The following is a 14,119-nucleotide window of genomic DNA, read 5'->3' as shown; positions in this document are numbered from 1 at the left end:
GTCCCTCACGGTATCGAGCCGCCGGACGCCTGGTAAGGGGATCAGGGAGGAACCGGGGCCCCGGATCACGGGGCCTCCAGCAGGTCTCCGGTGCCGGGCAGGGGGCGGTGCGGGTCGTCGTACAGCAGGGTCGTGCCGTGCGCCCAGTACGCCTCGGTGAGCCCGGCGTACACCTGCTCGCGCAGCCGGTGCAGCACGCCGGGCAGGGTCAGGGCGCCCTCGCCGTCGTCCACGGCCGTCTTCACGCCCCGGTGGAACTCCCCGCACACGCCGTCCGGCCGCCGTCGCCACAGCACCACCCCGAACCCGGCCCGCAGCACGCGGCCGAGCGCGGCCGGACCGTCCGCCGAGCGCGGATCGCCGGGACGGCACAGCACCGGCACGCTCTGCGGCCCGAGCCCGCGCAGCACCGCCGTCTCCGGTACGGGCCGGCGCACGCCGTCGTCGCAGTCCAGCACCTCGGCGTGCGCCGTACGCGGACGCAACCGCCGCCAGCGGTCCCGGCGTTCGGCGTCCGGGTCCTCGTACACCTCCCAGGCCGGGGCCTCGTCGGGGAGCTGGTCGCGGTCCGAGCAGCGGACCAGGACCGGGCGTTCGGCGCCGAGCGGGAGGGCGTCGGGCGCGAGCCGCCAGTCGTCCACGGGCAGGCTGAGGTGCAGGTGCGGCAGGGCCGCGTACAGGGTGGCGGGCCGCCCTGGTTCGTCGCAGTGCCGGAACGCCTCGGCGAGGGGCGCGGCCACATGGGCGGCCAGGCCGTCCAGCGGGGCGCGTTCACCCTCGTACAGCCGGGCCGGCTCCTGGTCGGGGCCACCGCCGACGGAGACCGACCAGTCGCAGTGGTCCGGCTCCCAGCCCCGGCGCAGCACCACCAGCAGTACGGAGGGCTCGGGGTACGCGGTGAGCTGCGGGCGCACCGGTTCCCGTACCGCCGTGTCCCGGCCCGTGCTCCTGGACGCGGCCTGCCGGTGCGCCACTTGGGCCCGGCCGAGCAGCTCGGTGCGCCGCTGGGCCAGGGTGTGCCGGTAACCACTGTCCAGGGCGGTCGCGGTGTGCCGCACCCACTCCCACAGGGCGCGCTCGGCGGCCAACGCGCTGGGTGTGGACGGGCGTTCGGCGGACAGCACGCCCATCGCGTAGTCGAGGACCAGCTTCAGGGCGCCGTCCTGCCGGGCGTGTTCGTAGAGCAGCCCGAGCCCGTCCCGCCAGCCGCGCGGGGCGGGCACCAGCGCCGGTACGCGGAAGTCGGGCAGCGCCCGCAGGACGTCGAGCAGCCCTCGGGTGCTGACCGGCGGGGGCAGGTCGGCGAGCAGTCCGAGCAGCTCGCCGCGCTGCTGCGGGGTGAGGGTGCGGCCGGGGCGGGCGCCGAGTTCGCCCTGGATGTCGGCCCAGGTGGGGTCGGGTGAGTCGGCGCTCTGCTGGCGGTCGCGGTGGTAGCGGTCGTGGGCGTGGAAGACGGACTGGTAGACGTCCTCGCCCTCGGCGGGCAGCCGCAGCGTGCGCAGCCGCTCCACGCCGATGGAGGTGCCGCCGCCCCCGTGGTCCGCGCGGGACTTGAGCACGCCGACGACCTCCCCGCGCACGGGATCGACCACCGGGCCGCCGGAGACGCCGGACGGCAGGTCGTTCTGCCCGAGCCGGACCTGTTCCTCGGGCGACCAGGCACTGATGGTGCCCTGCACGGTGAGCCGGCCGTCCAGGATCTGGAGTCTGCCCCTGGGGGCGGTCCAGCCCGCGTAGAACACCTGGGTGCCGCCGAAGTGCGGGTTGGGGCGCTCGGAGATGTACACACAGGTGTGGCCCACCGGTTCCCGCAACCGGACCAGGGCGAGGTCGGGGGCGGGCCAGCTGCCCGGCACCGGGCGCCCGGTCTGCTCGGGGAGCATCGCGGCGACTCGTCCGGACACCGGGCGCGGCTCGTCGTAGGGGCTGTTCCGGTACACCACGGTGACCTCGCCCCCCTCCCCGGCGTGAACCACGTGTGCGCAGGTCAGAACCCAGTTCGGCGCGACGAAGAAACCGCTGCCGAGGAAGCTGACGGGCTCGTCGTGGGCATACCCGGCCCCCGCGCGATGAATGCGCACGGTGGCCCCCAGAACGAGGTCACGCAGCGCAAGCTCCGCAGCACCGTCCCCCTCCGGTGCGCCCCCGCCGTACCCCGCGCTCATCCCGGATGCCCCCACACACCGGACAACGCTTCGGGTCGGTGGGGTGGGGAGGGTTGGGGGGCGGATGCGGGGGGAGCGGGTGCCGGGTGAGCACTCGGCGCGGGGGTGCGAGCGGGGTCGGCGGCCGACGGTTCCGTCCCGGGGGTACGGCGTACGGGCGCGAGGTCGCGGCGTACCGGCTCCGCATCCGGTGCCCAGGCGAGCTGCGGGCCGGGGCTCGGCGCGCGTGACGCGGGCCCGGACCCGGACCCGGCTCCGGGCGCTGCGGGCGCGGGGCCGGTTCCCGGCGGGGGGCCGTCCGGCCTGGGCCCGGTGTCCGTGGGCCCCGCTCCCGGCCCGGCTCCACCGGGGGGCACCGGACCACCTCCGCCCGGCGCGGTCCCCGGCTCGGGCGGCCCGCCGTTCCATGTCAGGGTGACCGTGAGCGCCGCCTTGGCCTCGCCGTCCGCGAGGAGGCCGACGACCTTGCCGGCCTTCGCGGTCAGCTCGATGCCGAACTCCACGCTGACCTCGTCGGGCCGTACCGCGCTCAGCGGGCCGGCGAGCGAGCGCGCGACCCCGGTGATCAGCGAGTGCAGGCTCTCCACGCTCGCCTCCACCCGCTCGTGGAAACCGGTGTCGGTGTACGACAGCTCCTCGGTGTACGCCGGCTCCCCGGCGCCCGAGATCCGCGCCCACACCGGTGTGCCGTCCGGCAGCTCGATCCGCGCCACCCGCGTCGAGTCCCCGTCCATCGGACCCCCGTCCTCTCCCCGCTCGTCCCCCGTGGCCGGCCGTGACCGGCGCCCCCTCGGCACCGACTGCCCATCGCGCCCGGCGGCTGCCTATGCTTTTCCTGTCCTCTCCCGGCTCCCCAGCCGGAACAGGCGGCGCCCTCTCCCCTCGCGGTCACATCCGCGAGTGAGGGTTCTTCCCGCCCGGGACCGGCCCTACCCCTGCAGAAACCGACGGAGCGTCATCCATGTACTTCACCGACCGAGGCATCGAAGAACTGGAGAAGCGGCGCGGCGAGGAAGAGGTCACCTTCGAGTGGCTCGCCGAGCAGCTGCGTACGTTCGTCGACCTGAACCCCGACTTCGAGGTCCCGGTGGAGCGCCTGGCCACCTGGCTGGCGCGGCTGGACGACGAGGACGACGAGTAGCCGCTCGGGGCACTCACCGGGGGCGCCGGCCGCCGCCGCCCACATTGCCTGCGGGCCCGCCCGAAGGGGCAGGGTCCGCACAGCCATGCCCGGAGAGCGCCGGGCCCACGTCCCCCGAAAGGGTGTCTTGACTTCCGGCAGCCACGATATATCGTGAATGACAGGAGACGCGATATGGCGTGACGGGTGGGTGCGCTCGCCCACCGCGCATCGCCCCGCTCCGCCCGCTTGTCACCCGCTTGTCCGCTGCCTGTCCGCTGTCTGTCCGCTGCCTGTCTGCGTCTCGCCCGAGGAGGACCCGTGTCCGAGTGGACCGTCGCCGAACCCCAGAAGCTGAGCTTCGACGCCCCCGTGACCGAGCTGCACGTCCGCGTGGTCAACGGCACGGTGAACGTCGTGGGCACCGAGGAGAGTTCCGCCCGGCTGGAGATCTCGGACATCGAGGGCCCACCCCTGATCGTCACGCACCGGCACGGCACCCTGACGGTGGCGTACGAGGACCTGCCCTGGAAGGGCTTCCTGAAGTGGCTGGACCGTGACGGCTGGCGCCGCAGCGCGGTGGTCACGCTGGCCGTCCCCGCGAGCACCCACGTCGAGGTGGGCGTCGTGGGCGCCGCCGCGGTGGTCTCCGGGGTGCGGGGTCCGTCCGTGGTGAAGGGGGTCACCGGCGACACCACCCTGGTCGGCGTCTCCGGCCCGGTCCGCGCGGACACCGTCTCGGGCAGCGTGGAGGCCCAGGCCGTCAGCGGCGACCTGCGGTTCAAGTCGGTCTCCGGCGACCTGACGGTGGTCGAGGGCACGGGCCCCTCGGTGCGCGCCGACTCGGTCAGCGGCTCCATGATCATCGACCTGGACCCGGAGGGCCCCACCGACGTACGGCTGACCAGCGTCTCCGGCGAGATCGCCATACGGCTCCCGCACCCGGGCGACACCGACGTGGAGGCGAACACCGCGAGCGGCTCGATCTCCAACGCCTTCGACGGCCTGCGCGTCCAGGGCCAGTGGGGCGCCCACAAGATCACCGGCCGCCTCGGCTCGGGCAGCGGCAAGCTCCGGGCCACCACCGTCTCCGGCTCGATCGCCCTGCTGCGCCGCCCGGCCGAGGAGGACGACGACAGCGCCTGGGAGTCCGGCCCCGCCTCCGCCTCCCCCACGGACGGCACGACCGACAAGAAGGTGCTCTGACATGCCCCCCGTCTTCGCCCACGGCCGCCTCCGCCTGTACCTCCTCAAGCTCCTCGACGAGGCCCCGCGCCACGGCTACGAGGTGATCCGGCTCCTGGAGGAGCGCTTCCAGGGCCTGTACGCCCCCTCGGCCGGCACGGTCTACCCGCGCCTGGCCAAGCTGGAGGCCGAGGGCCTGGTCACCCACACCACCGAGGGCGGCCGCAAGGTCTACTCGATCACCGACGCGGGCCGGGCCGAACTGGCCGACCGCAGCGGTGAACTGGCCGACCTGGAGATGGAGATCGGCGAGTCCGTCGCGGAACTCGCCGCCGAGATCAAGGCCGACGTCCGGGGCGCGGCGGGAGACCTCCGGCGCGAGATGCGCGCGGCCGCCTCCCGTACCGGCTCCGGCAAGGCGGGCAGCACCGGTCCGGGCACTCACGACGAGCCGGGCGCCCGGGGCGACTCCGAGGCGTGGCGGACCGCCAAGGAGGAGATGCGCCGCGCCAAGCAGGAGTGGAAGGAGCAGGCTCGGCGCGCCAAGGACGAGAGCCGCCGCGCCCGCGAGGAGGCGCAAGCGGCCCGGCGCCAGGCCCAGGAGGCGCAGTCGCGGGCCAACGCCCAGGCCCAGGAGGAGATGCGGCGCCTGGCGGGCCGGGTCCAGGAGCGGGTGCAGGACCACTTCACCCGGGGCGACTGGCCGACCGGGGTCCGCGAGGGCCTGACCGAACTGGCGCGGGAGTTCGGCAACTTCGGCGACTTCGGCAAGGAGCACACCCGGCGGAGCGGCACGACGGGTGCCGGAGGCGCCAAGGCCGAGCCCGGCCCGGAGTACTCCGAGACCCCGCCGGACTTCCCGATGGAGTACACGCCGGCCTGGACCCACGAGCCCCCCACCGGCGAACCGGCCCGCGACCTGGACCGCCTGCTGGACCGCTTCCGGGACGACGTCCGGGACGCGGCCCGCGACCACGGCGTCACCGAGACCCAGCTCGCGGACGTCCGCCGCCATCTGTCGACGGCGGCGGCCCACATCGGAGCGATACTCAACGGCCCGAAGGTCTGAGCCCCCCCCGGCAGGTGGACTCGGGTCAGCCCGCCTGGGCGGTCCCCTCGCCGTACAGGACCCGCAGCAGCGACTCCTGGGTCACGCCGTGGTCGGCGAGCACCTCGGCGGGGACCCCGGGCCGCACGGTGAGGGCGAGCAGGAGGTGCTCGTCGCCGATGCGCCGGTCACGGCGGCCGACGGCGGCGCGCAGCGCCCCCTCCAGCACGTCCTTGGCGTCCTGCTCGAAGGTCCGGCGGCCCGGCCAGCCGCCCGTGTCCCGGCGGTCGCCGGACAGGGCACCGGCGCCGTGGGCCTCCTCGACCCTGGCGACGATCTCCGTGACGTCGATGCCGAGTCCGGCGAGGGCGTCCGTGTCCGCGCGGGTCAGCCCCGCCCGGCGCCGCGTCTCGGCCAGCGCCTCGCGCACGGAGTCCTTGCGTTCGGCGAGGCCGAGGGCGGCGAAGGCGAAAGAGGCCCGGCTGCCCTCACGGTCGAGGAGGGCGAGCAGCAGGTGTTCGGCGCCGATGGACCGTACGCCCGCCCGTTCCGCGTGGGCGACCGCGCCCTGGACGACGTCACGGGCGTCCTTGGTGAAGCGTTCGAACATCACTGCCTCCCGTATTTCTTGTGCACGGCCTGCCTGCTGACACCCAGCTCGGCGGCGATCTCCTGCCACGACCAGCCCTGATTGCGCGCCCCGCGCACCTGCACCGCCTCCAGCTGCTCCAGCAGCCTGCGCAGTGCGGCCACGGCCCGCAGCCCGACCCGCGGATCGCGGTCACCGGCCCGCTGGGCGAGATCCGTTGCATCCGTCATGATGTCAACCTAGGTTGACAGGATCGGGAATGTCAACCCACGTTGACAAGGAGGTGCGCGAAAAGGCGGGCCCGGCACACCGGACCCGCCTCCTCCGCCGAGCGGTTCAGGAGTTGCTGAGCACGATCTTCCCGAACTGCTCGCCGGACTCCAGCCGTTCGAAGCCCTCGCGGGCGCGGTCCAGCGGGAGGATCTCGTCGATGACGGGACGTACGCCGGTCGTGGCGCAGAAGGCGAGCAGGTCCTCCAGCTCGTCCTTGGTGCCCATGGTCGAGCCGACGACCTTGAGTTCGAGGAAGAAGATCCGGGTCAGTTCGGCGTGCGAGGGCCGGTCGCCGCTGGTGGCGCCGGAGATCACCACGGTGCCGCCGGGACGCAGGGACTTGATGGAGTGCGACCAGGTCGCGGCGCCCACGGTCTCGATGACGGCGTCCACCCGCTGCGGCAGCCGCGCCCCCGGCTCCAGGGCCTCGACGGCGCCCAGTTCCAGCGCCCGCTTCCGCTTGGCCTCGTCCCGGCTGGTCGCGAAGACCCGCAGCCCTGCCGCCCGGCCGAGCACGATCGCGGCCGTGGCGACACCTCCGCCCGCACCCTGCACCAGCACCGAGTCACCGGGCCGTACCCCGGCGTTGGTGAACAGCATCCGGTACGCGGTCAGCCAGGCGGTGGGCAGACAGGCGGCCTCGGCGAAGGAGAGTTCCTTCGGCTTGGGCAGCACGTTCCAGGTGGGGACGGCGACCTGCTCGGCGAAGGTGCCCTGGTAGCGCTCGGTGAGGATGGAGCGGGGTTCGCGGGGGCCGACCCCGTGACCGCTCTGGCCGATGACGGAGTGCAGGACGACCTCGTTGCCGTCCTCGTCGATCCCGGCGGCGTCACAGCCGAGGATCATCGGCAGCCGTTCCTCGGGCAGGCCGACGCCCCGCAGGGACCAGAGGTCATGGTGGTTGAGGGAGGCGGCGCGGACGTCGACGGTGCTCCAGCCCGGCCGGGCCTCGGGGGCCGGACGCTCCCCCAACTCCAGGCCGGAGAGCGGCTGATCACGGTCGATCCGGGTGGCATAGGCGGCGAACATGCCGTCGACGATAGATTCCGCCCCGCCCGGACGGAACCATCCGACGGTGTGACACACCCCCTCTTGCGCGCAGCCCCTCACGGGGACCCGGCGACGACCCACCGGCCCGGCGCAAAACGACGACGAGCCCCGACAGCACGAACGGCCCCGCCCCCAAGGGGCGAGGCCGTTCCCGTCGAATCCCGTCGACCGCCTGCGCGCAGGCTCAGCGCCGGGCGACGCCCTCCGCTCGGGCCGCGGCCGCGACGGCGGCCGTGACCGCAGGGGCGACGCGCTCGTCGAACGGCGAGGGGATCACGTAGTCGGCGGAGAGGTCGTCGCCGACGACGGCGGCGAGCGCCTCGGCGGCGGCGATCTTCATACCCTCGGTGATCCGGGAGGCCCGCACCTGGAGCGCACCGGCGAAGATGCCGGGGAAGGCGAGCACGTTGTTGATCTGGTTGGGGAAGTCCGAGCGCCCGGTGGCGACGACGGCCGCGTACTTGTGCGCGACCTCCGGGTGCACCTCGGGGTTCGGGTTGGCCATGGCGAAGACGAAGGCGCCCTTCGCCATGGAGGCGACCGCCTCCTCGGAGACGGTGCCACCGGAGACGCCGACGAACACGTCGGCGCCGGCCAGCGCGTCCTCCAGCGTGCCGGTGAGCTTCGCCTTGTTGGTGAAGGAGGCCAACTCCCGCTTGACGTCGGTCAGGTCGGTCCGGTCGGCGGAGACGACGCCCTTGCGGTCCGCGACCGCGACGTCCCCGATGCCGGCCTCGATCAGCATCCGGGCGATGGCGACGCCGGCCGCCCCCGCCCCGGAGATGACGACCCGGAGCTGCCCGATCTCGCGTCCGCTGAGCCGGGCCGCGTTGCGCAGCGCGGCCAGCGTGACGACGGCGGTGCCGTGCTGGTCGTCGTGGAAGACCGGGATGTCCAGCCGCTCCTGGAGGCGCCGCTCGATCTCGAAGCAGCGCGGCGCGGAGATGTCCTCCAGGTTCACCCCGCCGAAGGAGGGGGCGAGCCGGACGACGGTCTCCACGATCTCGTCGACGCCGGTGCAGTCGAGGGCGATCGGCACCGCGTCGACCCCGCCGAACTGCTTGAACAGGATCGCCTTGCCCTCCATCACGGGGAGGGACGCCTCGGGACCGATGTCCCCGAGACCGAGCACGGCCGTGCCGTCGGTGACGACGGCGACGACCGAGGACTTCCAGGTGTAGTCGTTGACCAGCTCCGGCGTTTCCGCGATCGCGGTGCACACGCGCGCGACGCCGGGGGTGTACGCGAGGGAAAGGTCTTCCGTGTCCCGGATCGGCACGGTGGCCCGCACGGCCATCTTGCCGCCGCGGTGCAGCGCGAAAGCGGGGTCGAAGGAGTCCAGGGGCTCGGCCCCGCCCTCCGGTCCGGCACCGCTGTCGCTGCGAGGATTGACGATCTCCGCTGCCACTTTGTCTTACCCCTTAGGTATGCATGGTTGAGGGTCGACCACTCCGGGTGAGGAGTGGGCGGGCACCGCGCACGGCTCGATTGACGGATACGTACGAGCACATACGCGACGGGCGCGCCGCACACGCGCCCTGAGCCCCGGATGAGGGGTGTAAAGAACCTTCATACCGGACGGAGGGGCGGACCACGAGTCCATTAGGCGCAAGGTCACATGTCGTCCCGGCATGCCCCCGAGCCCTCCCGGTCCTCCCCGCACCCCTCGCACACGGCGCCCGCGGGCGCACCTCAGGGGAACCTCAACCGCCCCGCGAATCCCCCGAATCGCCGCACACCGGCCGTCCGGATTGTGAGACCCACTGCGGATCTTCCGGTGTGAACAGCGTATTTCCGCAGATCATCCGGTCTGAATGGAGCGCGGATGTACCGACCTGATGCGGTTCTCGGTCACCCGTTATCCGATTTTGACATTGTGACGCCCCTGAATGGCGTAGTCCGAATGGCAGGATGCCGTAAACCCACGAGGTCGCGGCACCCGAAGGTGTGTGTTCTCGTCGACCCCATCGGTACGTCTTCTCTTCCCATCCGCCGGAGGAACCACGATGACCGCAAGCTCCACCCGTCGTACGACCGCACGGTCCCGGATCGCAGCGGCCGGTGCGATCGCGGTCGCCGGCACCCTGCTCCTCACCGGCTGCGGCGACCAGACCAAGGGCAAGGACTCCGGCAGCGCCTCCTCCACCGCGCCCCTCGCCGATCTGCTTCCCTCCGACCTCCGGAGCAAGGGCGAGATCAAGGTCGGTTCCGACATCCACTACGCCCCGGTCGAGTTCAAGGACTCCTCCGGCAAGGTAGTCGGCATCGACCCGGACCTCGCCACCGCCCTCGGCGACCAGCTCGGTGTGAAGTTCAGTTTCGAGGACGGCACGTTCGACGGCCTGCTCACCGGTCTGCGCTCCGGCCGGTTCAACATGGCCATGTCCGCGATGACGGACAACAAGAACCGTCAGGAGGGCGTCGACCCCGACACGGGCAAGAAGGTCGGCGAGGGCGTCGACTTCGTCGACTACCTGACGGCCGGCGTCTCCATCTACACGCGCAAGGGCGAGACCAAGGGCATCACCGACTGGTCGGACCTGTGCGGCAAGAAGCTCGCCGTCCAGCGCGGCACGGTCTCCGAGGACCTGGCCAAGCAGGAGACGAAGAAGTGTCCGGCCGGCAAGAAGATCAGCATCGAGCCGTTCGACGACGACCAGCAGTCCCAGACCCGGCTGCGCTCCGGCGGCGTGGACGCCGCCTCCTCCGACTTCCCGGTCGCCGCCTACGCGGTGAAGACCTCGGGCGGCGGCAAGGACTTCGAGGTCGTGGGCGACCAGGTCGAGGCGGCCCCGTACGGCATCGCCGTCGCCAAGAAGGACACGCAGCTGCGTGACGCCCTCAAGGCCGCGCTGAACGCGATCATCAAGAACGGCGAGTACGCGAAGATCCTCCAGAAGTGGGGCGCGCAGGACGGCGCCGTCAAGGAAGCCGCGATCAACGGCGGCAAGTGATCCGCGGAACCTCAGCGGCCACCGAGAGGCAATACCTGTGACTGACATCGAGAAGACGGCCGGGGGCAAGGGCGCTCCCCCGGCCGCGCCGGAGGCCATCAAGGCCATCCCGGTCAAGCACTACGGACGCTACGTGTCCGCCGTCGTCGCCATCGCGCTGCTCGCGGCGATCGTGTACGCCTTCAGCCAGGGCAAGATCAACTGGCATGCGATCCCCGACTACTTCTTCGACGACCGCATCCTGACCGGCGTCGGCAAGACCCTGCTGCTGACGGTCCTGTCGATGGTGATCGGCATCGTGGGCGGCATCGTCCTCGCGGTGATGCGGCTGTCGAAGAACCCGGTGACGTCGTCGATCGCCTGGTTCTACATCTGGTTCTTCCGGGGCACCCCGGTGCTGGTGCAGCTGTTCCTGTGGTTCAACCTGGGCCTCGTCTTCGAGTACATCAACCTGGGCCCGATCTACAAGAACTACTGGTCGGACTTCATGACGCCGCTGCTGACGGCGCTGCTCGGCCTGGGCCTCAACGAGGCCGCGTACATGGCGGAGATCTGCCGCGCCGGTCTGCTCGCGGTGGACGAGGGCCAGACCGAGGCGTCCCACGCGCTGGGCATGAGCCACGCCAAGACGCTGCGCCGGGTCGTGATCCCGCAGGCGATGCGCGTGATCGTGCCACCCACGGGCAACGAAGTGATCAACATGCTGAAGACGACCTCGCTCGTGGCGGCCGTCCAGTATCCCGAACTCTTCCGCTACGCCCAGGACATCGGCCAGAACTCCGGCGCACCGGTGGAGATGTACTTCCTCGCCGCCGCCTGGTACCTGATCATGACCTCGATCCTGAGCGTCGGCCAGTACTACATCGAGCGCTACTACGCCCGAGGCTCCAGCCGACAACTGCCGGACACCCCCTGGCAGAAGGTGAAGGCGAACATGTTCTCCCTGGGCCGTCCGAAGGGAGGCGCGGCATGAGCGACAAGCCGAGCAAGAACGACACCCCGCCGAAGGTGGCCGTGCCGATGGTGAAGTCCGAGGGCGTGCACAAGTCCTTCGGCGCGGTGGAGGTCCTCAAGGGCATCGACCTGGAGGTGAAGCCGGGCGAGGTGTTCTGCCTCATCGGCCCCTCCGGCTCCGGCAAGTCGACGTTCCTCAGGTGCATCAACCACCTGGAGAAGGTCAACGCGGGCCGCCTGTACGTCGACGGCGAGCTGGTCGGCTACCGCCAGAAGGGCGACAAGCTGTACGAGCTGCGGGACAGCGAGGTCGCGCTGAAGCGCCGGGACATCGGCATGGTCTTCCAGCGCTTCAACCTCTTCCCGCACATGACGGCCGCGGAGAACGTCGCCGAGGCACCCGTGCAGGTCAAGGGCGTCTCCAAGCGGGCGGCTCAGGAGCAGGCGATGCAGCTCCTGGAGCGGGTGGGCCTCGGCGACAAGGCCGGCAACTACCCCTCGCAGCTCTCCGGCGGCCAGCAGCAGCGCGTGGCGATCGCCCGTGCGCTCGCCATGGAGCCCAAGCTGATGCTCTTCGACGAGCCCACCTCGGCGCTCGACCCGGAGCTGGTCGGTGACGTCCTCGACGTCATGCGCGACCTCGCCGAGTCCGGCATGACCATGGTCGTCGTCACCCACGAGATGGGCTTCGCCCGCGAGGTCGGCGACAGCCTGGTCTTCATGGACGGCGGAGTCGTCGTCGAATCCGGCCACCCCCGAGACGTCCTCACCAACCCCCAACACGAACGCACCCAGTCGTTCCTGTCGAAGGTGCTGTAGCAGTCGCGGATACACCGAGGGGCGGTACGGGTCAGCCCGTACCGCCCCTCAGCCGTGCGTCACCTCAACGCCAGCAGCAACGTGTCAGAAGGTGAGCACCACACCGCCCGCGCCTCGGCGAAGCCCTGGTCGCGGAGGGTGGAGGCGTGCCAGGTGGCGGAGGGGGTGTCGCCGTCGGCGTGTTCGCCGTAGATCTCGAAGCGGCGGGCCGTGGGGGCGGCGAGGGCGGGGTCCTGGGCGGCGAGCTGCCACCAGTCGGCCCAGTCGAGGGCGCCGGCCCGCTTGGCGCGGTCCATCTGCGCGTGCCGCTGGGCGCGTTCCGCGGCGTTGATCCGGGGGGTGGACTCGTCGGTCATGTGGTCGGCGTTCATGAACACCCCGCCCTCCCGCACCAGCCCCGCGAGCTGCCCGTACAACGCGGTGAGCGGGCCGGTGTGCAGCCAGTGGAGGGCCGTGGCCGTGAGTACCGCGTCGTAGGAGTCGTACGGCAGCGCCGCGGTCCAGTCGGCGTCCTTGAGGTCGGCCTCGACGAACCCCACCCGGTCGTCCCCCGCGAAGGTGCCGCGCGCGATCGCGAGCAGGGCCGGATCGAGGTCCACCCCGGTGCTGGTCGCCTCCGGGAACCGGGCCAGCAGCCGCGCGGTGATCGTGCCCGTACCGCACGCGAGGTCGAGCACGCGCGGAGCGGTACCGGCGAACGCCTCCACCATGTCGAGCATGACCCGGAACCGCTCCTCGCGGTCGGGCATGTACCACTCCTGCTGCCGGTCCCAGCTCTCCTGCCAGGCGGCCCAGTCCGTTCCCGTCCCTATGGTGGTCACGTTTCCCCGTCCCCTTCCGCACCCGCGTAATACCCTGGAAGTGCGCCCGGCCATTACCCGACCGCAGACACGACCATAGAGCGCCCCCGTAAGGACTACAAGTGGAACTGGCCCATTACTCGGACTACGCCGTACGCCTCGTCAACAGCGAGGAGCCGGGCCAGGGCAAGGACTCCCTGACCTCGGTGGAGGCCGTACGCGACCTCTTCGGCGTGAACGCGTCCGCGGCCCGCCGCGCCACCGACGCCGACGTCACCCGCTTCCGTTCGGTCCGCGGCAGGCTGCGCGCGGTGTTCGAGGCGGCGGACGAGGGGGACGAGACGCTCGCCGTGGACATGCTGAACTCCCTGCTCCTGGAGTTCCCGGTCAGTCCGCAGATCTCCGGCCACGACGTCCGCGACGACGACGGAAGCCCGCTGTGGCACATGCACCTGGCCGATCACCCGTCGAACGCGACCGCGGGCTACGCGGCCATCGCCGCGATGGGCCTGGCCTTCCATCTGACCGAGTACGGCGTCGACCGGCTGGGCCTGTGCGAGGCGGCCCCCTGCCGGAACGCCTACCTGGACACCTCCACCAACCGTTCCCGCCGCTACTGCTCCGACCGCTGCGCGACCCGCGCCAACGTCGCCGCCTACCGCGCCCGCAAGCGCCTGGCCGCCGACCGGTCCGAGAGCAGCGGTCTGGCCGCGGAGAGCACCCAGCGCACGAGCGCCAGCGGCGAGCGGCGCCCGGCCGGCGGACGGTAGCGCAGCACGGCCCGCCCGAGGATCAGCTCCTCGGGCACCACCCCGTAGTCGGTGCTGTCGCCGCCGGCGTACGGGTTGTCGCCAAGCACCCACCAGCCGCCCTCGCGCCGCTCCACCGCACGCTTGACGACCAGCAGATCCTGCTGGAACGGATGGCGCAGGACGACGATCCGGCCCGGCCGGACGGGGACGCCGTACCGCAGCAGCAGACGGTCCCCGTGGTGAAGGGTGGGCACCATGGAGGGGCCCGTGACCTCGGCGAGCCCGAAGGGCGGGAGCGCCCTGCCCCGCTCGGTCTCCTGCGACAGCTCCGGCATCCCCGGCACCTCCCCGGTCCGTTCCTCCACAGTCTCAGTGTGACCCCGGACTTTTGTCCTAAGCCCTGGGGGGCA

At 72.0% G+C, this 14,119-nt stretch carries 15 protein-coding genes; 7 read left to right on the top strand and 8 right to left on the bottom strand.

Annotated features, from left to right (window positions below; translation table 11 throughout):
* Window positions 1-65: 65 nt before the first annotated feature.
* Window positions 66-2,081: a VMAP-C domain-containing protein gene (locus tag D0Z67_RS19740; RefSeq protein WP_338058804.1), complete on the bottom strand. Its 2,016-nt coding sequence runs from the start codon at window positions 2,079-2,081 to the stop codon at window positions 66-68.
* Window positions 2,082-2,161: 80 nt separating this feature from the next.
* Window positions 2,162-2,899 (bottom strand): CU044_2847 family protein, encoded by a 738-nt coding sequence (locus tag D0Z67_RS30585; protein WP_234312738.1) that lies wholly within the window; start codon window positions 2,897-2,899, stop codon window positions 2,162-2,164.
* Window positions 2,900-3,126: 227 nt separating this feature from the next.
* Here D0Z67_RS30585 and D0Z67_RS19730 point away from each other — a divergent pair, with 227 nt between their 5' ends.
* The 3 genes from D0Z67_RS19730 (at window position 3,127) to D0Z67_RS19720 (ending at window position 5,539) form a co-directional block, all read left to right on the top strand.
* Window positions 3,127-3,306 carry a DUF6104 family protein gene (locus tag D0Z67_RS19730; protein ID WP_003992906.1) on the top strand — a complete coding sequence of 60 codons (180 nt, stop codon included), beginning with the start codon at window positions 3,127-3,129 and terminating at the stop codon, window positions 3,304-3,306.
* A gap of 300 nt (window positions 3,307-3,606) precedes the next feature.
* Window positions 3,607-4,491 (top strand): DUF4097 family beta strand repeat-containing protein, encoded by an 885-nt coding sequence (locus D0Z67_RS19725; RefSeq protein ID WP_031181171.1) that lies wholly within the window; start codon window positions 3,607-3,609, stop codon window positions 4,489-4,491.
* Window position 4,492: 1 nt separating this feature from the next.
* Window positions 4,493-5,539 carry a PadR family transcriptional regulator gene (locus D0Z67_RS19720; protein WP_031181170.1) on the top strand — a complete coding sequence of 349 codons (1,047 nt, stop codon included), beginning with the start codon at window positions 4,493-4,495 and terminating at the stop codon, window positions 5,537-5,539.
* A gap of 25 nt (window positions 5,540-5,564) precedes the next feature.
* On the opposite strand, the gene D0Z67_RS19715 is transcribed toward D0Z67_RS19720, so the two are convergent.
* The 4 genes from D0Z67_RS19715 to D0Z67_RS19700 all read right to left on the bottom strand — a co-directional run bounded on the left by D0Z67_RS19715 (window position 5,565) and on the right by D0Z67_RS19700 (window position 8,838).
* Window positions 5,565-6,128 (bottom strand): Clp protease N-terminal domain-containing protein, encoded by a 564-nt coding sequence (locus D0Z67_RS19715; protein WP_031181169.1) that lies wholly within the window; start codon window positions 6,126-6,128, stop codon window positions 5,565-5,567.
* On the bottom strand, window positions 6,128-6,337 hold the full coding sequence (locus D0Z67_RS19710; RefSeq protein ID WP_030807538.1) for a helix-turn-helix domain-containing protein: 210 nt from the start codon (window positions 6,335-6,337) through the stop codon (window positions 6,128-6,130). The genes D0Z67_RS19715 and D0Z67_RS19710 overlap by 1 nt, the downstream gene beginning before the upstream one ends.
* 106 nt (window positions 6,338-6,443) lie before the next feature.
* Window positions 6,444-7,409 carry a zinc-binding dehydrogenase gene (locus D0Z67_RS19705; RefSeq protein ID WP_031181168.1) on the bottom strand — a complete coding sequence of 322 codons (966 nt, stop codon included), beginning with the start codon at window positions 7,407-7,409 and terminating at the stop codon, window positions 6,444-6,446.
* 205 nt (window positions 7,410-7,614) lie between these two features.
* Window positions 7,615-8,838 carry an NAD(P)-dependent malic enzyme gene (locus D0Z67_RS19700; RefSeq protein WP_031181167.1) on the bottom strand — a complete coding sequence of 408 codons (1,224 nt, stop codon included), beginning with the start codon at window positions 8,836-8,838 and terminating at the stop codon, window positions 7,615-7,617.
* Between the two features lie 598 nt (window positions 8,839-9,436).
* Between D0Z67_RS19700 and D0Z67_RS19695 the strand changes: the two genes are divergently transcribed.
* From D0Z67_RS19695 to D0Z67_RS19685, 3 genes are read left to right on the top strand one after another with little or no spacing between them, the layout of a single operon-like run.
* Window positions 9,437-10,384, top strand: coding sequence for an ABC transporter substrate-binding protein (locus tag D0Z67_RS19695; protein ID WP_031181166.1), 948 nt, complete (start codon window positions 9,437-9,439; stop codon window positions 10,382-10,384).
* Between the two features lie 37 nt (window positions 10,385-10,421).
* Window positions 10,422-11,357, top strand: coding sequence for an amino acid ABC transporter permease (locus D0Z67_RS19690; protein WP_031181165.1), 936 nt, complete (start codon window positions 10,422-10,424; stop codon window positions 11,355-11,357).
* A gap of 47 nt (window positions 11,358-11,404) precedes the next feature.
* A complete protein-coding gene (locus D0Z67_RS19685; protein WP_031181164.1) occupies window positions 11,405-12,157 on the top strand; it encodes an amino acid ABC transporter ATP-binding protein in 753 nt (250 codons plus the stop codon).
* Window positions 12,158-12,216: 59 nt separating this feature from the next.
* On the opposite strand, the gene D0Z67_RS19680 is transcribed toward D0Z67_RS19685, so the two are convergent.
* The gene (locus tag D0Z67_RS19680) at window positions 12,217-13,032 is read right to left on the bottom strand and encodes a class I SAM-dependent methyltransferase (protein ID WP_078873292.1); all 816 of its coding nucleotides are present in this window, start codon (window positions 13,030-13,032) and stop codon (window positions 12,217-12,219) included.
* 47 nt (window positions 13,033-13,079) lie between these two features.
* Between D0Z67_RS19680 and D0Z67_RS19675 the strand changes: the two genes are divergently transcribed.
* Window positions 13,080-13,727, top strand: coding sequence for a CGNR zinc finger domain-containing protein (locus D0Z67_RS19675; RefSeq protein ID WP_031181162.1), 648 nt, complete (start codon window positions 13,080-13,082; stop codon window positions 13,725-13,727).
* On the opposite strand, the gene sodX is transcribed toward D0Z67_RS19675, so the two are convergent.
* Window positions 13,613-14,044: a nickel-type superoxide dismutase maturation protease gene (sodX, locus tag D0Z67_RS19670; RefSeq protein WP_031181161.1), complete on the bottom strand. Its 432-nt coding sequence runs from the start codon at window positions 14,042-14,044 to the stop codon at window positions 13,613-13,615. The two genes, D0Z67_RS19675 and sodX, sit on opposite strands and share 115 nt — an antisense overlap.
* Between the last annotated feature and the right edge of the window lie 75 nt (window positions 14,045-14,119).

The sequence above is a fragment of the Streptomyces seoulensis genome (assembly GCF_004328625.1).
In the GTDB taxonomy this organism is placed as follows: Bacteria; Actinomycetota; Actinomycetes; order Streptomycetales; family Streptomycetaceae; genus Streptomyces; species Streptomyces seoulensis.
The sequence above is the reverse complement of the archived record's forward strand: the minus strand, read 5'-3'. Positions and strand labels throughout refer to the sequence as shown.